22 protein-coding genes are annotated in these 20,578 nt (G+C 32.2%); all 22 read right to left on the bottom strand.

The genetic code is table 11. The features are described 5' to 3' along the window. Positions 1-4: 4 nt before the first annotated feature. The 22 genes from Q0V67_RS02485 to Q0V67_RS02380 all read right to left on the bottom strand — a co-directional run bounded on the left by Q0V67_RS02485 (position 5) and on the right by Q0V67_RS02380 (position 20,570). On the bottom strand, positions 5-439 hold the full coding sequence (locus Q0V67_RS02485; protein WP_297596767.1) for a cupin domain-containing protein: 435 nt from the start codon (positions 437-439) through the stop codon (positions 5-7). 5 nt (positions 440-444) lie between these two features. Further along, on the bottom strand, positions 445-1,533 hold the full coding sequence (gene eutH / locus Q0V67_RS02480; RefSeq protein WP_297596726.1) for an ethanolamine utilization protein EutH: 1,089 nt from the start codon (positions 1,531-1,533) through the stop codon (positions 445-447). Continuing rightward, positions 1,523-1,780, bottom strand: a complete 258-nt coding sequence (locus Q0V67_RS02475) for a hypothetical protein (RefSeq protein ID WP_297596725.1) — start codon at positions 1,778-1,780, stop codon at positions 1,523-1,525. Before Q0V67_RS02475 ends, eutH begins: the two co-directional genes overlap by 11 nt. Further along, positions 1,780-2,031 carry a EutN/CcmL family microcompartment protein gene (locus tag Q0V67_RS02470; protein ID WP_297596723.1) on the bottom strand — a complete coding sequence of 84 codons (252 nt, stop codon included), beginning with the start codon at positions 2,029-2,031 and terminating at the stop codon, positions 1,780-1,782. Before Q0V67_RS02470 ends, Q0V67_RS02475 begins: the two co-directional genes overlap by 1 nt. 5 nt (positions 2,032-2,036) lie before the next feature. Further along, positions 2,037-2,615 (bottom strand): hypothetical protein, encoded by a 579-nt coding sequence (locus tag Q0V67_RS02465; protein ID WP_297596721.1) that lies wholly within the window; start codon positions 2,613-2,615, stop codon positions 2,037-2,039. Further along, positions 2,608-3,240: a phosphate propanoyltransferase gene (locus Q0V67_RS02460; protein ID WP_297596765.1), complete on the bottom strand. Its 633-nt coding sequence runs from the start codon at positions 3,238-3,240 to the stop codon at positions 2,608-2,610. The genes Q0V67_RS02465 and Q0V67_RS02460 overlap by 8 nt, the downstream gene beginning before the upstream one ends. Then, positions 3,227-3,976: an ethanolamine utilization protein gene (locus tag Q0V67_RS02455; protein WP_297596719.1), complete on the bottom strand. Its 750-nt coding sequence runs from the start codon at positions 3,974-3,976 to the stop codon at positions 3,227-3,229. The genes Q0V67_RS02460 and Q0V67_RS02455 overlap by 14 nt, the downstream gene beginning before the upstream one ends. Positions 3,977-3,986: 10 nt before the next feature. Then, positions 3,987-5,426, bottom strand: a complete 1,440-nt coding sequence (locus Q0V67_RS02450; protein WP_297596717.1) for an acetaldehyde dehydrogenase (acetylating) — start codon at positions 5,424-5,426, stop codon at positions 3,987-3,989. Positions 5,427-5,440: 14 nt separating this feature from the next. Continuing rightward, complete coding sequence (locus Q0V67_RS02445) at positions 5,441-5,956, bottom strand: BMC domain-containing protein (protein WP_297596715.1); 516 nt, start codon at positions 5,954-5,956, stop codon at positions 5,441-5,443. 63 nt (positions 5,957-6,019) lie between these two features. Further along, positions 6,020-6,307, bottom strand: coding sequence for an ethanolamine utilization microcompartment protein EutM (eutM, locus tag Q0V67_RS02440; RefSeq protein ID WP_297596714.1), 288 nt, complete (start codon positions 6,305-6,307; stop codon positions 6,020-6,022). A gap of 15 nt (positions 6,308-6,322) precedes the next feature. Next, the gene (locus Q0V67_RS02435; RefSeq protein WP_297596712.1) at positions 6,323-6,691 is read right to left on the bottom strand and encodes a BMC domain-containing protein; all 369 of its coding nucleotides are present in this window, start codon (positions 6,689-6,691) and stop codon (positions 6,323-6,325) included. Between the two features lie 14 nt (positions 6,692-6,705). Then, positions 6,706-7,359: an ethanolamine utilization microcompartment protein EutL gene (gene eutL / locus Q0V67_RS02430; protein ID WP_297596710.1), complete on the bottom strand. Its 654-nt coding sequence runs from the start codon at positions 7,357-7,359 to the stop codon at positions 6,706-6,708. A gap of 14 nt (positions 7,360-7,373) precedes the next feature. Further along, positions 7,374-8,252 (bottom strand): ethanolamine ammonia-lyase subunit EutC, encoded by an 879-nt coding sequence (gene eutC / locus Q0V67_RS02425; RefSeq protein ID WP_297596708.1) that lies wholly within the window; start codon positions 8,250-8,252, stop codon positions 7,374-7,376. An 11-nt stretch (positions 8,253-8,263) separates the two neighbouring features. Continuing rightward, positions 8,264-9,628: an ethanolamine ammonia-lyase subunit EutB gene (locus Q0V67_RS02420; protein WP_297596706.1), complete on the bottom strand. Its 1,365-nt coding sequence runs from the start codon at positions 9,626-9,628 to the stop codon at positions 8,264-8,266. 24 nt (positions 9,629-9,652) lie between these two features. After that, a complete protein-coding gene (eutA, locus tag Q0V67_RS02415) occupies positions 9,653-11,077 on the bottom strand; it encodes an ethanolamine ammonia-lyase reactivating factor EutA (RefSeq protein WP_297596704.1) in 1,425 nt (474 codons plus the stop codon). Between the two features lie 103 nt (positions 11,078-11,180). Continuing rightward, a complete protein-coding gene (locus Q0V67_RS02410; RefSeq protein ID WP_297596702.1) occupies positions 11,181-12,575 on the bottom strand; it encodes a sensor histidine kinase in 1,395 nt (464 codons plus the stop codon). Continuing rightward, complete coding sequence (locus Q0V67_RS02405; protein ID WP_297596700.1) at positions 12,572-13,150, bottom strand: response regulator; 579 nt, start codon at positions 13,148-13,150, stop codon at positions 12,572-12,574. Before Q0V67_RS02405 ends, Q0V67_RS02410 begins: the two co-directional genes overlap by 4 nt. 5 nt (positions 13,151-13,155) lie before the next feature. Next, a complete protein-coding gene (gene eutP, locus Q0V67_RS02400; protein WP_297596698.1) occupies positions 13,156-13,575 on the bottom strand; it encodes a EutP/PduV family microcompartment system protein in 420 nt (139 codons plus the stop codon). Between the two features lies 1 nt (position 13,576). Further along, on the bottom strand, positions 13,577-13,918 hold the full coding sequence (locus tag Q0V67_RS02395) for a BMC domain-containing protein (RefSeq protein WP_297596696.1): 342 nt from the start codon (positions 13,916-13,918) through the stop codon (positions 13,577-13,579). Between the two features lie 138 nt (positions 13,919-14,056). Further along, entirely contained in the window at positions 14,057-15,265 is a 1,209-nt protein-coding gene (gene ilvA, locus Q0V67_RS02390) for a threonine ammonia-lyase (RefSeq protein ID WP_297596694.1), read from the bottom strand. Positions 15,266-15,357: 92 nt separating this feature from the next. Beyond that, the gene (locus Q0V67_RS02385) at positions 15,358-16,272 is read right to left on the bottom strand and encodes a DMT family transporter (RefSeq protein ID WP_297596692.1); all 915 of its coding nucleotides are present in this window, start codon (positions 16,270-16,272) and stop codon (positions 15,358-15,360) included. Between the two features lie 8 nt (positions 16,273-16,280). Then, on the bottom strand, positions 16,281-20,570 hold the full coding sequence (locus Q0V67_RS02380) for a PolC-type DNA polymerase III (protein ID WP_297596763.1): 4,290 nt from the start codon (positions 20,568-20,570) through the stop codon (positions 16,281-16,283). Positions 20,571-20,578: the final 8 nt, after the last annotated feature.

Genomic DNA, 20,578 nt, shown 5'->3' with positions numbered 1-20,578 from the left:
ACACCTACTTTTCATTCCAATTTGCTGGATAAACTACATATATAAATTTTGCGTATATAGGAGCACTAAACTTTATTTTTGAATTTTTAGGAATTAATATCACATCTCCTTTTTCTCCAACTATTTTTCTTCCATCGACTATTATTTCTAAGTTTCCATCTATAATATAATCAATTTCATCATAGTTTAAAGTCCAATCAAACGTACTTTCGATCATCTCCATCATTCCCGCACCAATTCTTGGGCTTTCCTCAAGAGTATATAGATCCGTTACGTAAACTTGATCTTTTGGATTTCCTGTATCAAATCTCACTCTATCAATTTTCTCTGCTTTGATAACGCCTATTCCACTAGGATCTATATATTTTATAGATTTTTTTTCTCCCAACTCTTTTTCAATAACTTTTTTAATTATTCTTTCTAGTTCTTTTTCATCTATATTCATCATTTTGCTCCACCCACTACGTTTCTAAACATAAATTTCGCCAATAAAACTGCCGTTACACCACCTACTAATTTACCTACAACCATTGGAAAGATCATTTGAGAATCCACTCCTGCAGTAAATCCCAGGTGATCTCCAAATACAAATGCGCCACTAACTGCAAATGCAACATTTAAAATTTTACCTTTATTATCCATCTCTTTCATCAGTCCAAACATAGGAATATTGTTTGCCAGTGTCGCTACCATTCCTGCTGCCGCTTTTTCATTCATACCTAAAGACTCACCCATTTTAGTAAGTGGTTTGTTTAAAACTTTAGTCAAAAAGTAAACTAACGGGAATGCTCCTGCTAACGTCACCGCTATGCTTCCAACAATTTCTATTCCGTCAGTTATCGGTGCCATGCCAGGTATTACTACAAATCCTGTTAAAAACTCTATTATTCCCGCCGCTAGTCCTAAGGTAATAACTATTACGACTCCTTTTCCAAATATAGTGAATCCACTCGTCATCTTTTCTGGAATTTTCCATAATCCTAAAGAGATTAGTAGTGAAAATATTATAATTGGTAAAATATTTGATAAAACCAACTGAAGTGGAAATCCTGCTGTTAATCCTCCTGCTAAACAACCAAGTGGTATTGTAATCATACCTGCTAATATTCCTTTTGCTAAAAATGGTCTGTCTTCTTTTTCTATTATTCCTAAAGCTACTGGAATTGTAAACACCAGAGTAGGTCCCATCATAGCTCCCAATATCAATCCTGCAAATTTTCCTGCTTCTGGTGAAAGGGCTAATTCCATAGCAAGTGGATATCCACCCATATCATTTGCTAGTAGTGTTGTGGCAAACATTGCTGGGTCTGCTCCCAACATTGTATATGCTGGTGATATTATTGGTCTCAATATTTTTGCTAGAACAGGAGCTAAAGAGATCACTCCAACCATAGCTAAAGCTAGGGCTCCCATCGCCATTATTCCCTCTTCAAATTTTTCACCATAACCAAATTTATTTCCTAAGCATTTGTCGATTGCACCAATAACCATAAATAGTACCATTATGTATATAATAATCTCATTAATACCCATTGCTTAGCCCCCCTTTTACTTTTTTTATAATCTCATCCACTTTATCTTCATCCAATATTTTAAACTCTTCTTTTAAAATTTTTTTGATTTTTTCTTCCAATTTTTCTTCAAGAAAAAGCATCCTTATACCATTATTTTTTAAATAATCATTTACTTTTGGTGGTATAATCATATCTTTTGTTATATTTATCTCTTTTTCACATATATAATCCTGAACATTTTCAAGTGTTATTAGTTTTCTCTTCATTATTCACCTTCCTCAAAGCCATCAATAATCCCTATTGTCACAGCATCGATGGGAATACTTGGGTCTTGCAAAACTTTCCTCGCACCACTACCCCTTGTTATCAAAACTAAATCCCCTATACCCGCTCCTATATAGTCACATACAACTATTTTCTCTCCATTTTCTAATTGAGTTATCATAAATTTCAATCCATTTAAACTCTCGTCTTTTCTTGTAGCCCATACGTTTCCTATTATTTTCCCAATAACCATTGCACTCACCTTTTTATCAAATTTATATTATTTTCTTTCATATAATCTAAAGCTGAATCTGTAACAAATACCTTTTCATCTATTATTATTACATTTTTATTTTTTTGGTGGATCTCTTTTATATCCCTTAGAGTCAATAGTTTCTTTGAAAAAAATTCTTTTTTATCTTCTCCTTTTAGCCTCTCTATACAATTTATTTTTTTTAAAATTTTAATATTATATCTCTTCAACTCCTCTTCACAAGATAAATATTTTTGTATTAATTTAGATGGAGCTAATTTATATGCTCTCCATTTTATTCCTTCTTCTATTAAAAAAATTTCTTTTCCTTCCAACACACTCTCTATTATTTTTTGAGTTTTAAAATTTATATACGAACCTTGAGATAAAGCTACCAGTTCGTCTATTTCCAGAGTAATTATCAATATTTTTAAGGCATTCTCATCCAATCCAAATATTTTTTGTAACTCTTCTTTTAATATTTTATCCTCTCCTAGAATAGATATTTTTGTATTTTTCTCTATATCTACTTTATATTTTTCTATCTCTTTTTTTATTATTTCTAAAAGATCCAACTCACTCATAAATTTCACCATAAGAATCTCTATTTAAAAAACAAGCATTGGCTTCATCATAATCCAAGTGCATACTCAAACTAAATTTATTATTTATTCTCACGATAACATCTTCAAAAATTATAGGTCTCAGTGTATTATTAATTTTAACTTTAACAAGTTGTCTATCTTTCAATTGTAATTTTTCAGCATCTTTTTCAGTCATATGGATATGATTTTTTGCAACTATAACTCCTGAATCTATTTTTATCATTTTATCCAGATTGCTTATATATACGCCCGGTGTACCCTGTGTGTCTCCCGATTCTCTCAAAACTGCCTCAACACCCAAAATTCTTGTATCTGTTAAAGAAAGCTCAATTTGTGTCTTATCTCTAAAAGGTCCCAATACTATAACCCCTTCGATTATACCTTTGGGTCCAATCACTCTTACTCTTTCTTTACATGCGTATTGCCCCGGCTGTGATAAATCTTTTAAGATCTGAAATTCATATCCCACACCAAAAATTTTTTCAGCATCTTCACGTGATAAATGGATATGTCTTCCAGATGCTTCCACCGGAAATCTCTCTTTTTTCCCACACTCTTCTAAAAGTTGTTTTTTTATAATTTTAACGATTTCATCTATTTCCATATTCACCCACAGCTCCTTTTAGCATCATTATATATATCACACTGCTCATTCTATTTAAGGCTGTTAATAAATCTTTTCTTTCAACAACTCCATTTTCTTTTACAAAGGCTTCAATAGCAGATATTTCAACCTCTCTAGAGTAGGTTCTAACTTCATTTAGCTTTAAAATAATCTCATCATCTTTCTTAGATATTTCAAAAAGATGCCCTCTTTTAAAAAATTTATTCGGGTTATGTGAAATTTCTTTTATTTGATCTAAACTATTTCCTAAAATATCTAGCTCACCTAAAGCTTCTCCTAGAACCTCTGAAACTAATATTTTTTTTATAAACTTTTCAACACTCTCTAAATCTTTAATTAAATTTGCATTTTTACAACTTTCAAGTCCCTTTGATAATACCAACCACTTGGCTTGTAGCGAGTCTATTTTCCCTCTCAATACAATCCTTTTATTATCCTTTTTCACTAAAACATTTCCATATATTTGTGTCATATATTCAGGCTTATCCATATACAACTCTCCATTTATTCCTTTATATTTACTTTTCACCTCTTGAATAACTTTTTCTTCTTGGATTTCATTGCTTAATTTTTCTTGTACATTTACTAGTTCTATTCCTTTTTCACTTAAAAATTGTCTAGCTGAAGGTGTCAATATAGTTCCCTCGTCTACTTCTAATATATCCATTTTTTTTTGCTTATACATTATTTTTAATTTTTCTTCAGTTAGGACCATTTCTCCTCTCCTATCTATTCAATATATCAGCTATCACTTTTCTAACTAACTCCTCTAACTTTTCATCTTCACAAGATATTTTTGAAGTTGCACTTCCTTTTAAATCCTCTAACTCTGATACTCCCCAGGCAACTCTTCTTATATTTATCAAATTTAAAGGAGTTATATTGTCAGATGTTGAACTTCCTCCCACTGCTCCGCAACCTAAAGTTAATGCTGGAGCTAAATTTGTTGTACCTCCAATTCCACCGAGAGCTCCCGGTGTATTTACCAATAATCTAGAAACAGGTTTTTTTAATGCAAACTCCATTATTATATCTCTATTTTCAGAGTGAATAACCATCGTATGCCCTTTCCCTTCAACATTTAATATCTCTATTGATCTTTCACACGCCTTTTCCCAACTTTCCTCAGTATAAAATGCCAATATCGGTGCTAACTTTTCTCTCGAATATGGATTTTTTTTAGAAACTTCACTCTCTTCAGATATTAAAACTCTTGTGTTACAAGGCACATTTATTCCAGAAAGTTGTGCAAGTTTTAACGCTGTTTTTCCAACTATTTGCGGATTCATTGTTCCATTACTTCTTAAAATAAAATCTCCTAATTTTTTAGATTCATCTCTATCTAAAAAATAAGCACCTTGTTTTTTTAGTTCCTCTACAACTTCTCTTTTACTTTCTTTTTCTACAATTATAGACTGTTCCGAAGCACATATCACTCCATTATCAAACGTCTTACTATCCAATATTCTCTTTACAGCCAACGCTTTATTTGCGGTTTTTTCGATAAATGCCGGTCCATTTCCTGGCCCAACTCCTATTGCTGGTGTTCCTGAGCTGTATGCAGCTTTAACCATCGCTTCCCCACCTGTTGCTAGAATTAACGAAGTATCCTCATGTTTCATTAGCTCCGTTGTCGCTTCCATTGTAGTATTTTGTATAACTCCTATCAATCCCTCTGGTGCTCCAGCCTTTTTAGCTGCCTCCTTCAATATTCTAACTGTTTCTATAATAGATTGTTTTGCATTCGGATGCGGGCTTACAACTATTCCGTTCCCTCCTTTTAAAGATATTAAAACTTTATAAATAGCTGTTGATGTCGGATTTGTTGAAGGTATTAATCCTGCAACTATACCCATAGGAATTCCAATTTCTATGACACCATTTTCCTCTTTTAACTTCCCTATAGTTCTCATATTCTTTATATACTCATAAAGATACTCTGACGCAAATTTATTTTTCAAAACCTTATCTTGCCAATTTCCAAACCCTGTCTCTTCTGCTGCCATTTTAGCTAATCTTTCATTGTGCAATTTTATCTCTTCTACCATCTCATAAATTATTCGATCCACTTTCTCCTGAGAAAAAGTTGCAAATTTATTTTGCGCTACTTTGCACTCCTTTAACAAATCTCTTACTTCTTGTATAGATAATAAATCTCTATCCATAATACTCCTCCTTTTTAGATAAAATCTAATAGTTCCTTTGTTGGATTATTGATTATCTTTATATCTCTCGTCTTAAAAGATCCTGTAACTAAAACTACTGCTTCTTCTATTGAACTTATATCTCCACCTATAACAAAATAACTTTTCCCTGCCAAAGTCCACCCCAAAATAAGTTTTAATACAGATATCTCAACACTTTTAATCACAAGATCTAAAGCTTTTACTCCTTCTGGAATTCCATAAAATTCAAAGACTCCTATCGCTGAAAATCTTTTTCCGACCTCTTTTTTATTCAATGCTTTAATCAGTTCTGGAGCAACTCCAGACACAATCTCTACATTGGTACTTTTCTCTATCTCACGCATTCCTTGAGATATAGCCTCAACTTCTCCATATATTATAAAATAATATTTCCCTGGACACGTTGTTCCACCTCTGTAAACTTCTACATCCACTTTTTTTAAAATTTTGTCTAGTTGCTCTATTCCTGTAGGGATACTATTAAATTCTGCTATTCCAATAGATCTCATATCTTTACTCCTTTTATTAAGAATGGTAGCTTTTACACTACCATTCTTAATATTTTATTTAACTTATTTTTTTTCAATTGATGGAAGTATCATCTCTACATCTGAATGAGGTCTTGGAATTACATGAACAGAAACCAATTCACCTATTCTATCCGCCGCCGCTGCACCAGCGTCGGTTGCTGCCTTTACTGCTCCAACATCGCCTCTTACAAGAACTGTTACCAATCCACCACCAACTAGTTCTTTTCCTACTAGTACCACATTTGCTGCTTTTACCATTGCATCTGCTGCTTCTATCGCTGCTACTAACCCTTTTGTTTCTATCATCCCTAATGCGTTTAATGTTGCCATAACTACCAACTCCTCTTATTTTTTTATTTTTTTATCTCTAATCTTTTCTTCTAAAACTTTTCCTATCTCTTCTATTACTTCAACAACTTCTTTTTCTTTTTTTACTTCTTTTTCTTTTTTTTCTATCATCAAATAAATAGATTCATCTGGTCTTGGAATCACATGGCTACTCACATACACTCCTAATCGCTTTGTCGCTTCTTCGGCAGCTTCTACCGCTACTTTCACTGCTCCAACATCACCAACAAACTCCACTGTTACTATTCCACCTTTCACCAAATGCTTATTTAAAATCTCAACATCCGCTGTTTTACACGCTACATCTACAGCTTCTATTGCTCCAATCATCCCTCTTGTTTCAACTAATCCTAATGCTTTTTTCATTGTTTACAACCCCTTTAAAACTTTAATGGATTCTGAGCAACATACTTTACAGCATCTGCGAATGCTTCGCATGCTGCTTTACAAGCAGATTGACTTCCAGTTAATAGTCCACCTCCAAAGTTTGTTTCAGATGGAGGTCCGAAAAATGCAGCCATCTTTACATCTGCAGCCTTCAATGCCACATCCAAAGCATACATAGCTTCTAATGGTGGGGCGATTAAATATGCTAAAGCTTCCCCCTCACTTACTCCAGCTGTTTTTGACAAATAGCTTCCTGTTCTCGAAACACAATGTGCATAATAAGCTATTGTATCATCTTCATTTGCACTATAAAAACATGCCTCATTTTCTATAAAGTCTACTATTGCATTTAAACCACTCTTTACCTCTGCCGGTGTTGGCCCAGCAATAATTCCAATCACTTCTCCTGCCAATTTAGTATTTGCATTTGCAGCTCCACCATAAAATGATTTTCCGTAAACAACTTCCACTTCCGACATTTTTGTTGCGTAATCAAGAGCTGTATAGGTAACATCGTCACAATCTGCAGTCACTATTCCTATACTTTTATATCCTTTTGGCAACTTAAACTCTTCCGCCATCTTTTCATCTACGTTGGGAATCAACTTAATTGCTAATACATTTGGTTTTATAGGATCATTTATCATCTCTATTTTCCTCCTTATAGTTTTAAATCTTGCCCACTGGCTTTAGCATCTAAAATCTTCTTAATTATATGAGCTATATGTGCCCCTGCCTCAGCAGCTGGTGTTCCTCTCTCATGGATATTTGAAACGACTGTTCTTTTAGCTTCTGGAATTCCTACATACCCTTTATATGTTATATATGCACTCATGCTCTCAGATGTTGCAAGTCCCGGTCTCTCTCCTATCAGAACACAAGTTACAGTTGCACCTAAAGTTTCGGAAACATCATCTGCCGCCCCAACTCTTCCATACTTTAAAAAAAATGGTGTTCCCGTATCTATTCCATAAGATTTTAATCCATTCAATAGTGATGGTAAAATTTCTGCTACATTGGCTTCAACTGCAGTAGAACTAAGTCCATCCGATATATATACTTCAACAACCGGATTTTTTTTACATTTTTCTTTTAAAATTTTTATAGATTCCTCTGATAATCTTCTTCCTAAATCTGGTCTTGTTATATACTCATCTTTTGAGTTACATTTTGTTTGAACTGTAAATAGACCGTTTTTCTCCAATATCTCATTTGAAACGTCTGTAAATACAGCGTCTTGTGCCGAAGCATGATCAGCTCTAAACCTTAGCATAGTATTTGTAGTATATCTTGTTCCAGCCCTTGAAATACCAACCCTCGCTGGAGTTTTTCTTTTATATTTTAATAGCTCCTCCCTATTTATTGGGTTTTTTATTTCTATTACCTCTCTTAGATCTATTTTTGTTATATCCTCAACATTTTCTAATTTCTCTATATTTCCTACAATCTTTTCTTTAACTTTATCTATATTTTTTACTTCTCCATCCATCTCTTTTAGAACTTGTGAAATTATATTTTTCAACTCTTTTTCAGAAATCATTTTATATCCTCCTATAAAAATAGTGATGCATCCCCTGCTATTTCTTTTAATCTTCCATTTTCATCTCTAATTCCATATTTTTCTAACCAGTCATTGAACTCTTTTATAGGTCTTACATTTAGTGTTTCTCTTAAAGTTTGAATATCATGATAACCTGTTGTTTGGTAATTTAACATTATATCGTCTCCAGCAGGGACTCCCATAAAGTAATTACATCCCGCTGCTGTCAATAAAACAGCTAAATTTTCAATATCATTTTGATCTGCTTTCATATGGTTTGTATAGCACACATCAACTCCCATAGACAACCCATGCAGTTTCCCCATAAAATGATCTTCTAATCCTGCTCTCATCACTTGTTTACTATCATATAGATACTCTGGGCCTATAAATCCAACTACCGTATTCACTATAAATGGATCATATTTTTTAGCAAAACCATAACATCTTGCTTCCATTGTCAGTTGATCTACACCATTATGCCCATCTGATGAAAGTTCCGATCCTTGCCCTGTTTCAAAATACATTACATTTGGCCCTGCTGCTGTTCCGTGAGTTAATGCTAACTCTTTTGCTTCCTCTATCATCGCTGCTGTTATTCCAAATGCTTCATTTGATTTTTGAGACCCTGCTATACTTTGAAAAATTAAATCCGTTGGTGCTCCTTTTTTTATAGCTTCCATCTGAGTTGTTACATGAGCTAACACACATATTTGAGTTGGTATATTCCATTTTTTCTTTATTTCATCAAATCTTTGCAATACTCTAACAACACTATCCACAGTATCATCAACAGGATTTAATCCTATTAGAGCATCTCCAACTCCATAGCTCAACCCCTCTAATAGTGATATCATAATTCCATCAGGATCATCTGTTGTATGGTTAGGTTGTAACCTTGCAGCTAAAATCCCCTCTCCACCAATAGTTGTATTGCAATGTTTTCTAACTATAATTTTTTTTGAAGCATTAATTAAGTCTAGGCTTGACATCAGTTTAGTAACGGCTGATATCATTTCTGATGTCAACCCCCTTCTTAACCATTGAATCTCTCTATCTTGATTTTTTGTGCATAGAATCCACTCTCTTAACTCTCCTACTGTCCAATCTTTTATCTCTTCATATACTTTTAAATTCAAAGAATCTATTATTATTCTTGTCACTTCATCTTCCTCATAAGGAACTGCTGGATTTTCTTTAAATTCTTTTAACTTTATATTTGCTAAAACTTCCTTTGCTGCAACTCTTTCTTTTGTACTTACTGCCGCTATTCCAGCTAATTCATCACCTGATTTTTCTTCATTCGCTTTAGCCATGACATCATATAAATTTTTAAAAACATAATCCTGACCAAAAAGTCTTGTGTTTAATCTCATTTACGTCACCTCGTTTTATTTTTTTTAATAATTTAAAACTAATGTTTTTACGATTATAGGCAATACGCTCCCATTCCCTAGCGGAACTCCTATATCTATGAAGTCTCCATCATTTACTTTTATCCCATCTATGCATATCACAGGAACTTTTGATCCATATTTTAAAATTAAGCTTTGTCCTAAAACTTTGCCTATATCATTTTCAACAACAACAATAATTCTTTTCAAATTACTCAATCCCAAATATATTTGATCCGCTATTTCCAAAATATCCTTGTATTTTAAATTGTTCTTTCCTATTAGACCAATTGCTACTTCTTGATAACCCTCTTCCGTTTTAAACCACTCAAACTTTTTCAATAAAATATCTTTTAACCCAATATATCCATCTTCCAATTCTAAATCATTAATTTTTATAACTGGAATATTTTTTAAAGGAAACAAATTTTCTGTATATGTTATAGTACTTCCACTTATTTCTGTTGTGTGCGCTCCTGCTCCGACCACTGTTGCCCCAATTGTTTCTCCTAGCTTCACTACATCTATTGTATTTTTTTCAAATAATGCTCTTATAGAATCTCCTAATATTATTCCTATATCTAAATACCTGTATTTGTCATCCTCATAGTGATTGTATATGCTATCTGCAACCCCTCCTGAAAAGTTAATATACTTTCCCTTCTCTTTTGTCTTGTAATCTCTATCTGTAATTAAAAATTCATATATTTTACTTTTTTGTTGATTTGAAACAGATTCTAATAAAATTTCAGCCATTTTGTCGCAGAGTCTTTTAATCTCATTTTTATCCGCTACTCTTCCAACCACTAAACTTTTTAAATCTAATTGCGATATTATTTGTTCATATTTTTTATAGACATATCCGATCTCTAAATCTTTATTTTTAAATTTAAGAAGTCGACCTCCTATATCTAAACAGGTTGTGTCTATCACCTCTCCTCTATTGAATAAAGAGATATTTGTTGTTCCACCTCCTATATCTAAATTATAGATACTCGTATTTTTTTCTTCTGAAAACTGCATTGCCCCTGCACCTTTACCAGATATTATACTTTCTAAATCCGGTCCTGCTGTTGCAACCACAAAATCTCCTGCCATAGCACTTACAGCATTTAAAACCTCTTTTGCATTATTTTTTCTCGCTGTTTCTCCTGTTATTATTACAGCTCCGGTCACTATTTTTTCTATTGGAATTTTCGATTTTTCATATTCAGCTTTTAAAATTTTTTTTAAAGCATCAATATCTATCTCATACTGATTTACTAATGGAGTTAGATAGATTTTACTTCTATAAAACACTTCCTTTCCAACTATTTTTATCTGCGGAACTCTAGCCCCGGAAGAAAGATTTTCAAGTATAATCTTTGAAAATACAATCTTTGTCGTAGATGTTCCGATGTCTATCCCTACACTTATAATCTCTTCCTTCAACTTTCACCTCCAATAAAAAACAAAAAAAGCTAAAGAACTGTAGTCATATAACTACATCTCTTTAGCTTCTTTGCTATTTCTTAATATACATCTTTGTATATCACTATTCGTTTTTTATTTCTAATTTAACAACTGTCCCAATACCCAATTTACTCTTTATACTAAAGTTTCCTTTTAACTGTTCTTTTATTATTTTCTCCACAATCATCAAGCCTAACCCTGTGTTTTTTAAATTTTTCTCAGAAACTCCAACTCCATTGTCAGATATTATTATTTGAGAAAAAAACTTTCCTCTTTGGATTAAAATTTTAACGATTCCTTTTCTCTCCTCCGGAAAAGCATAGTCTACTATATTTTGAATTATCTCATTTATTACTAGTGCTATTGCTGTGGCTTTATCTGATGATATATTGAAGTTATCACCTAGTACAGTAAACTCTATTTTCTCCTGTTTGTCAATAGTTTTTGTAGAATAATTTTTATATATTAAATCAACTATTTCTTTTATATTTAAGTTATCCAAACCATTTTTTGACAGTACTTCATGAGTTATAGCAATACTTAAAATTCTACTGATTGTTTCTTCCAAAATTTTTTTAACCTCTTCATTTTTAGTTCTTCTACTCTGTATTCTCAACAAACTTGCAATCGTTTGTAAATTGTTTTTTACTCTGTGGTGTATCTCTTTTATTGCAACTGATTTTAATATTAACTCTTGTTCTTTATTTTTTTCTTGGGTTATATCTCTGATTATCATTATTACATTTTGTTTATTTTTATCTGCAATTGTCGCAAAGTAGCTAATTGCTAAAACCATTCCCAATAGATTCACTTCTACAACATCTATTTTTTTATTCTTTAATATATTTTTAAATTCAATTTTATTTATTATTATATTTTGAAAAGTTTCTCCAATTATACTATCTCCAAATCCTATTTTTTTATAAATCGTTTTAGCTATTCCATTAGCATATGTTATTTTTTCTGAGTTGTTAAATATTACAACTCCATCCTTTACTAGCTCAGGAATATCATGCCTTTCTTCATCTAAATCATTTATTTGCTTTGGAATGACTCTCTCTATCTCTTCAAAGTGGACAAGGTCTTTTTTTTGGGTAGAATGCTCCAGTATTAAAACTCCAATAATTTCATTTCCATCATTTTTTATAGCTATGACATTTTGAAAAACACTTTCACCCTCTTGGGTAGTAGCCTTATAGTTCTTAGACGGCATCCCTGTTGTAAGAGTCCTAAAAACTGCAGGTTCATTTATATATTGTGCAATTTCACCAGCTATATTTTTAGAGTATAAACTCTTTCCTACCGGTCTAGAGTGATGTACCACAAAAGCCTTTTCCGAATCTTTCGTGGGACAATCTATAAAAGTATCTACATTTAATACATTGCTCAATATAACAGCTGTTTCCTGCAATTTTTCAATTTTATCTATATCGACTGAAGTTAGCGTACAACATATTCGGCAAAAATCTCTTATCATAAAAGATCTCCAGTTACATTTATTATATCTGCTAACTTTGAAATACCTATTCTTTTTTCCATGCTTATTTTTCTTAATTTAAAATATGCTTCCTCTTCGTTTAAAGAGTACTTTTCCATAAGTATTCCTTTAGCTATCTCTATAATTTTTCTCTCTTTCAATTTTCTATCACTTTTTTCTAATTCTTTTTTTAATTCTTGTTTTTCTCTATAGTTTTTATAGAGCAATTCCATCTGTGAAATTAATATTTTTTCATCTAAAGGTTTTATTAGATATCCCGACACATTATTTATTGTAGCTTCTTTTATATAATCTTCAGAGCTATATGCCGTCAACATTATTATACAACCTTGATAATCTTTTTCTTTTAATACTTTTGCAACTTTTGTTCCTATCAAATATGGCATTTTCAAATCCAAAAGCACTATATCTGGCTGATATTTCATAACCATTTCTACTGCTTCTAATCCATCTTTGGCCTCACTTAAAACCAAATATCCATTATCTTTTAACATCTCCACTATATCCATTCTTATTAATGAGTCATCCTCTGCCACTATTATTCTTTTTTCCATAGCAATCACCCCAAGCTTTCTTGTAAGAAATTTAAACTTTCACAGTCATCTATTCCTGTTTCAAAAATTTTTTCTACACCAGCATCTTCAAGATATTTTTTTACTTTTTCTGTATTTGGAAAGATATCTTTTTTAGTAATCAGTCCATAAATTTTCTTACCTGAAAACATCGTAGAAAATTGTGGAGGAAAAATCATCTCATCGTCATTTGCCGCTTGAACAAAAATAACTGTGTCCACGTCTTGAGAGATTACATTGAGAGCTCTATAATAAGATTTGTTTTCTACATACTCTCCCGGTGTATCTATAATTTGATTCTCGTAAGAAACCATCTGTGTTTTTTTATATTCCAATTTTTGATTGGTCAATCTTTGAAGTAATGTTGTCTTTCCGCTTCCCGTTCTTCCTATCAACATTATTTTCATATTACGACCTCGTAACTTGTGTTGTGGAAAACTTTAATGCGTTGCTCAAGAAATCCATAACAGCCTCTAAAGAACCCTCTATACTCGAAACATCGCCAGTTATAACCAATGTCCCACTAAATCTATCTAAAAATCCTATCTCTACCTCTCCGGCTTTTGTGGCAATATCTGCTGCTATTATTGCTGCTTCGCCAGGGGTTATTGTAAGTATACCTATCGCATTTTTTTTCTCCATGTTCAATCCCAATTTTTTATAAATATCTTTGTTCGGGTGAGCAATAAGGTGTGCTAATGTCACTTGTTTTCCTGGTACATATTCTTGAATCATTCTAACTTTTTCCATAAAAAAGCACCTCTTTATATATACTTTTTAACAATATCTTTTTTTAATTTAACCACAAATAAAATAAAAATTCAATCTTTATTTAAAAAACCACGAGAGTTATAATCTCGTGGTTTCTATTTTTATTTTTATTTTTTACTAATATATTCTATATCCTAAAGAAGATAGCTTCTCTTTCACTTTTTCTTGATGAGTTTTATCAAAACACTCCAATACAAAACTAGCTTCTTGAGATGTTATTCCTAAATTAGCACTATACATTGTTTGATTTATGCTCAAGATATTTGCATTTTCTTCACAAATAGTAGCTACAACTTTTGCCATTTCTCCCACTTTATCAGAAAGTTCTACAGAGAATGCAAATCTTCTTCCTTCTAATATTAAAGCTTTATTCAAAACTCTTTCTATAAGATTGATATCAATATTTCCACCAGATATTACTGCACAAACTTTTTTTCCTTCAACATTTATTTTTCCAGCTAGTAGTGCTGCAACAGTTGTTGCTCCTGCTCCCTCAGCTACAACTTTACTTTTTTCCATTAAAAACAAAATAGCTCTTGCGATCTCATCTTCAGTTACTGTCACTATTTCATCCACACACTCTTGAACAACTTTAAATGGTTCACAACCTGCTTTTCTTACTGCTATTCCATCCGCAATTGTAGGCTTTGTTGATATTTCACAAACCTTTTTAACGGCTACTGCTTCTGCCATCGAAGCTGCATGGAGTGCTTCAATCCCTATCACTTTTGCCTCTGGTCTCAATGATTTTATAGCCTTTGCTATTCCACCAATAATACCTCCGCCACCAATTGGAACTAAAACTACATCTACATCTGGAATATCCTCCAATATTTCAAGCCCTATTGTTCCTTGTCCAGCCATTACAAATTTATCATCAAATGGATGTAAAAATGTTGCACCTGTTTCCTTTTGAATTTCACAAGCCTTATTATATGCATCATCATATACTTCCCCTTCTAAAATTACCTCTGCTCCATAACTCTTTGTGGCAGCTATTTTAGCAAGTGGTGCTGTTGCAGGCATCACAATTGTTGCTTTTATCCCCTGAGCTGCTGCTCCTAAAGCGACACCCTGTGCATGATTTCCAGCTGAAGATGCTATAACTCCTGCTGCTCTTTCTTCCTGTGTAAGACTTGCTATTTTATTCAAAGCCCCTCTCAATTTAAAAGAACCTGTCTTTTGTAAGTTTTCCAATTTAAAAAATACTGTATTACCTGTCAATTCCTTTAATGTTGGACACTCAACAACTGGAGTTCTTTTTAACGAATCTTTGATAGTTTCATTTGCTTTTAATATATCTTCTAAAGTAAAATTGCAATCCATGCTTAATTCCTCCGATTTTAATTATTATATAACTTTTTACAACATTATTATATATTTTTAGAACATTTTTTTCAATTGTTTTTTATTTATTTTTAATTTTTTTGATTTTTAGTTATTCTATATATCGTAAACAATAAAAACCCCGCACTTACAAACTGTAAAGATGAAAGTATTTTACCGTTAAAAATGTAATCAAAAACTATTGATGAAATGGGGAAACAAAGTTCACACATTGTTGCCACATTTGCCTTTATATATCTAAGACCTATATAGTATAGGAGCACCGCTCCACTTCCTGTTGTAAGACCTATTATCGAAAAAATTATCCACTGATGGGGTGTTGTTTTTAGAAACCAATTTAAATTCCCATTAAAAATAACAATTAAACCAGTTATCATTGATGTAAAAAGATATCTCGTATAAAGAGCAGTTCTAAAAGATGAATTTGTTAAAATCTTTTTTCCAAATACGGTTGAACTACCAAAAGAAAACGCTGCAAGAATAGCATATAAACTTGCTAATCCCATATTGTCACCAACTTCAAAATGAGGTAATGCAAACTGGAAAGTTAAAAAGTATCCACTTATTAAAGCCATAATAGCCCAAAATACAAAGTTTTTCCCTATCTTTTCACCCAATATGATTTTTGCTAAAACTATCGCAAAAACTGGCTGTAACTTCTGAAGTAATGTCACCACTGTGAGATGGTTAAAATTTACTAAAAATAGTGCTTTTACTATTGAAAGAGTTCCTAAAGTTCCACCAAAAAGTGCTATTAAAAAATAGTAAAATTTATCCTCTTTGCTAAGTTTCTTTATATTCTTTAATTCTACTCTTCCAAATAAAATACTCATTCCTATTAAAGGTAACAGATGTAAGACAAATACCACATACGACACATTCAATTGATACAATCTTGGAGTTAAAACAATTCCATCAAATCCCCACATTGTAGCAGCTAAACAGACTAATCCCGCTCCCAAATGCTGCTTTTTTATATTCAACATGTTTCCTCCTAAAAAAATAAAGTCGTTTGATTTGTTTCGCTCAGAGCCTCTATACAATTGAGCTCTTTTAATTTGTCCACTGTTGTTTGAGAAGTTTTTGTTCTTCTCTTAAAATCTTCATAAGAGATAAATTTCCCTAACTCTCTCTCCCTGACTATATTTTCCATTACAGATGTCCCAAGTCCATTTAAAGCCATCAGTGGAACTCTAATTTTCCCATCCTCTATGGTAAACTTATTTCCTTGAGATTTATAAACATCTAAATTTAAAAATTCAAATCCTCTTGCATGCATCTCAACTATAATTTCACATACAGCTAACTGCGCCTTCTTTTTAACATCTAATTTGGGTTCCTTATTCAGTTCTTGTATTTTCCCTTTCACTTTCATCAAATCACCCATAAGTTCAAAATCAAAATCCTCCACTTTTCTGCTTAAATATGCTGCATAAAAAGCCAGTGGATAATGTACTTTGAAATATGCAATTCTCATAGCCATCATTACATAAGCAACTGCATGGCCTTTTGGAAACATATATTTTATTCTTCTGCACGATTCTATATACCATTCCGGCACTCCATGTTCTTTCATCATGTCCGAATAATCTTTCCACTGATCTGGATTCTTACTGGGTTGACCCTTTCTTACAAACTCCATTATTTTAAATGCCGTTCCTTTTTCAACCCCTTGATCTATTAAGAAGTTCATTATATCGTCTCTCACCGATATAATTTGAGAAAGGGTTGCTTTTCCATCTCTTACAAACTCTTGAGCATTATTTAGCCAAACATCTGTTCCATGTGAAAGACCTGATATTCTCACAAGTTCTGCAAATGTTGTAGGCATCGTATCCACAAGCATCTGCCTTACAAATCCTGTTCCAAACTCAGGTACTCCATATGTTCCAATAACTGATCCAATATCCTCAGGTTTTACTCCTAGCGAAGTTGTTCCAGAAAATAATTTTATCGTTTCTGGGTCTGCTAGCGGAATATCATATACATCTATTCCAGTATATTCTTGAAGCATCTTTATAGTTGTGGGATCATCGTGTCCTAGTATATCGAGTTTTACAAGCTGTTCATCCATTACATGATAATCATAATGTGTAGTTGTAGAATCACTATTTTGGTCATTTGCTGGTCTTTGTACAGGGCAAAATTCATATATAGATTTGTCTTGAGGAATAACAATCATTCCTCCAGGATGCTGACCGGTTGTTTTTTTAGCTCCTTCACACTTCTTAGCCATTCTCATAACCTCAGCTCTTCCAGCATTTATTGTATGATCTTCAAAAAATTTTCTAACATAGCCCTCCGCATTTTTTTCTGCTAGTGTTGAAATAGTTCCCGCCTTAAATACATTTGATTTTCCAAATAGTTCTTCACAATATCTATGTATTTCAGATTGATATTCTCCAGAAAAGTTCAGATCAATATCAGGGACTTTATCTCCATTAAACCCCATAAATACTTCAAATGGAATTGAATGTCCATCTTTTTTCATAATTTTACCACATTTTGGACATACTTTATCTGGTAAATCTACTCCAGCACCCTCTCTTTCTATAAATTCAGAATATTTACATTCAGAATCTATACATAAGTAGTGTGGGTATAGAGCATTAACCTCGGTTATCTCCATCATATAAGCTACTATAGATGATCCTACCGAGCCTCTTGATCCAACTAAATAACCATTATCTAAAGATCTTTTTACCAACTTTTGAGCCGATAGATAGAGTACAGAAAATCCATTTCCTATTATGGCTTTTAACTCTCTTTCTATTCTTGCTTCAACATTTTCAGGAAGAGGATTTCCATAGAGTTCATACGCTTTTTCATAAGTCATATCTCTAACAATATTTTCAGCATTATCTATTTTAGGTGGGTAAAATCCACTTGGAATAGGTTGGATAGCTTCAATCATATCGCTTATTTCATTGGTGGTTTCTACAACAATCTCTTTAGAGATTTCATCTCCAAGATAGTTGAACTCCTCTAAAAGCTCCTCTGTAGTTCTAAAGTAGAACCCATTGTCTACTCTGTATTGATTTGCTCTAAATACACTTCCACTTCCATATAAAAGGATTGATCTTATTTTATGGTCCTCTTTTTCTAAATAGTGAACGTTTGAAGTAGCTGTAACTTTTTTATTTTTAGATTTAGCCAAATTATACATATAAAGATTCATTTTCTCAACATCTTTATATGATGATATTGCACCTGTTTCGTCTGTATCTAAAAATTCTGAAAATGCTATTCTAGGTTGAAGTTCCACATAGTCATAAAACTCCATTGTTCTTTCTACTTTTTCTAAATCATTTCTAAAGTACGCTTCCGATATCTCTCCGCTATTAGCAAAATGAATTGAGGTTGGAGCTCCTATTATAAGCCCCTCTCTATTTTCAGATAGAACTGATTTTAAAATTCTAGGTTTTTTATTTCCAAAGAATTCTATATGTGCTTCTGAAATAAGTTTGTACATATTTTTTAATCCCTCTAAATTTTTGACTAGAACCATCACATTTCTTATGTCTTGTTTTCTATAGTTCAAAGGAAAAGCTCCTGTCATTTGAAGCTGATTTGTAACCCCTATCTCTAAATATCTATCTAAAAATATTGCAAACATAGCTGCAGTAGCTTGAGAGTCATCAACTGCTCTATGATGATTTTCAAGTGCTACTTTTAAAAACTTAGTTATTGGTTTTAATCCATATGCTTTTTGATTTGGATAAAGATCTCTTGCCATTTGAAGAGTGTCTATTACCGCTGGATTATAATCAGTTCCTAAATGTTTTTTTACATCTCTTTTTAAAAACCCCATATCAAATGGTGCATTGTGAGCCACCAGCGTAGCATCTCCTACAAAATCCATAAATTTAGATATTATTTTATCAATAGTGGGCATATCTTCAACCATAGCATCCGTTATCCCAGTTATTTCTTGTATTTTTTTCGGTATCTTTTTTCCGGGATTTATAAGCTGAGAATATTTATCAACTATTCTTCTACCTTGAAGTTTAATTGCTCCTATCTCTATTATTTCGTTTTGATGTGCATTCAATCCTAATGTTTCGAGGTCAAATACAACATACGTCTCCTCATCAATTAAAACGTCCTTCGGATTTCTAACCATAGGTTGTTTATCATCAACCATATACATTTCACATCCAAAAATAATTTTAATATCTTTTCCTTTTGCGGCTTTATAAGCAAATGGAAAAGCATGAACTACACCATAATCTGTTATTGCCACAGCTTTATGTCCGTATTCAACAGCTCTTGCAACAATTCCCTTAACGTCTTCCACTCCACACATTTCACTCATTTTTGTATGCGTATGAAGTTCTACCATTTTTTCTTCTGCATCATCTATTTTTTTTACTTTTTGCTTTTCTAATTTATTTAATATATTAACAAGAATTACTTCTTCATTATTTTCAAAAGTATCTATTTGTTTTTTTCCACTTATTTTTATAAAGTCTCCAACTTTAACATCGAACTCGTCAGCTTTATTTAAAAATATTTTAGCTGTTATAGAGTCCTCTCCATCAGTAATTCTTAAAACTTGTAAAACTTTACCTGTTCTTAACTCTCTTCCATCTGTTGCAAAAAGCTCGCCTTCTACAACAGCTATCTCATTCTCAATAAGCTCTTTAAACTCTGAGATAGGCATACTTGGACTTTTTATATCTTTTTTCTTACTAAATCCTCCTCTTCCTGTTGAAATAGCGGATTTTATCTCCACTTTAGGAATTGGATTGCTTGCTTTTATATTATTTTCTCTTTGTTCATCAGATTTAGCATTCAATGTTATCAATCCATTTTCAATCTCGTTTTCAATAGAATTTATTTCTCTATTAAAATCTCCTGAAACAAAGTTTACTTTAAATCCTTTGATTCCATAATTTTCTAAAAGGGTTTGAATTTTACTATCTACATTTGAACTATAAAGTGTCTCTACTGCCATCTCATTTTTTAGTTCTATTTCAACATTTCCCTCTCCTATAGATACTCTATACAGATATAAAAAAGATTTAGAGATTGCATTTGTCTGTTTTAACTTCTCTATAACTCTTTCTACAATCTCTAAAAAACTCTCTTTACTTATCTCTTTACATAGATAGTCTATTTTAAAATTAATATCTAATTCTGAACCAAATTTTTTCTTTAAATTTTCATAAGCTTTATCAAGCCCTTTTAAATCTTGAGGAGTAGAAACAACACAAAGCATATCCATTTTTTTATTTCTTTCGCTGAAGATAATTTCAGTAATCTCAATATTTTCTATCCCCATCTCTTTAA

Source organism: uncultured Cetobacterium sp., assembly GCF_947072685.1.
In the GTDB taxonomy this organism is placed as follows: Bacteria; Fusobacteriota; Fusobacteriia; order Fusobacteriales; family Fusobacteriaceae; genus Cetobacterium_A.
The sequence above is the reverse complement of the archived record's forward strand: the minus strand, read 5'-3'. Positions and strand labels throughout refer to the sequence as shown.

What these genes read in the sequence shown, in the direction of transcription:
- eutH (WP_297596726.1), bottom strand. Translation starts at nt 1,533, where the DNA reads ATGGGTATTAATGAGATTATTATATACATAATGGTACTATTTATGGTT.
- Q0V67_RS02475 (WP_297596725.1), bottom strand. Translation starts at nt 1,780, where the DNA reads ATGAAGAGAAAACTAATAACACTTGAAAATGTTCAGGATTATATATGT.
- Q0V67_RS02470 (WP_297596723.1), bottom strand. Translation starts at nt 2,031, where the DNA reads ATGGTTATTGGGAAAATAATAGGAAACGTATGGGCTACAAGAAAAGAC.
- Q0V67_RS02465 (WP_297596721.1), bottom strand. Translation starts at nt 2,615, where the DNA reads ATGAGTGAGTTGGATCTTTTAGAAATAATAAAAAAAGAGATAGAAAAA.
- Q0V67_RS02460 (WP_297596765.1), bottom strand. Translation starts at nt 3,240, where the DNA reads ATGGAAATAGATGAAATCGTTAAAATTATAAAAAAACAACTTTTAGAA.
- Q0V67_RS02455 (WP_297596719.1), bottom strand. Translation starts at nt 3,976, where the DNA reads ATGGTCCTAACTGAAGAAAAATTAAAAATAATGTATAAGCAAAAAAAA.
- Q0V67_RS02450 (WP_297596717.1), bottom strand. Translation starts at nt 5,426, where the DNA reads ATGGATAGAGATTTATTATCTATACAAGAAGTAAGAGATTTGTTAAAG.
- Q0V67_RS02445 (WP_297596715.1), bottom strand. Translation starts at nt 5,956, where the DNA reads ATGAGATCTATTGGAATAGCAGAATTTAATAGTATCCCTACAGGAATA.
- eutM (WP_297596714.1), bottom strand. Translation starts at nt 6,307, where the DNA reads ATGGCAACATTAAACGCATTAGGGATGATAGAAACAAAAGGGTTAGTA.
- Q0V67_RS02435 (WP_297596712.1), bottom strand. Translation starts at nt 6,691, where the DNA reads ATGAAAAAAGCATTAGGATTAGTTGAAACAAGAGGGATGATTGGAGCA.
- eutL (WP_297596710.1), bottom strand. Translation starts at nt 7,359, where the DNA reads ATGATAAATGATCCTATAAAACCAAATGTATTAGCAATTAAGTTGATT.
- eutC (WP_297596708.1), bottom strand. Translation starts at nt 8,252, where the DNA reads ATGATTTCTGAAAAAGAGTTGAAAAATATAATTTCACAAGTTCTAAAA.
- Q0V67_RS02420 (WP_297596706.1), bottom strand. Translation starts at nt 9,628, where the DNA reads ATGAGATTAAACACAAGACTTTTTGGTCAGGATTATGTTTTTAAAAAT.
- Q0V67_RS02410 (WP_297596702.1), bottom strand. Translation starts at nt 12,575, where the DNA reads ATGATAAGAGATTTTTGCCGAATATGTTGTACGCTAACTTCAGTCGAT.
- Q0V67_RS02405 (WP_297596700.1), bottom strand. Translation starts at nt 13,150, where the DNA reads ATGGAAAAAAGAATAATAGTGGCAGAGGATGACTCATTAATAAGAATG.
- eutP (WP_297596698.1), bottom strand. Translation starts at nt 13,575, where the DNA reads ATGAAAATAATGTTGATAGGAAGAACGGGAAGCGGAAAGACAACATTA.
- Q0V67_RS02395 (WP_297596696.1), bottom strand. Translation starts at nt 13,918, where the DNA reads ATGGAAAAAGTTAGAATGATTCAAGAATATGTACCAGGAAAACAAGTG.
- ilvA (WP_297596694.1), bottom strand. Translation starts at nt 15,265, where the DNA reads ATGGATTGCAATTTTACTTTAGAAGATATATTAAAAGCAAATGAAACT.
- Q0V67_RS02385 (WP_297596692.1), bottom strand. Translation starts at nt 16,272, where the DNA reads ATGTTGAATATAAAAAAGCAGCATTTGGGAGCGGGATTAGTCTGTTTA.
- Q0V67_RS02380 (WP_297596763.1), bottom strand. Translation starts at nt 20,570, where the DNA reads ATGGGGATAGAAAATATTGAGATTACTGAAATTATCTTCAGCGAAAGA.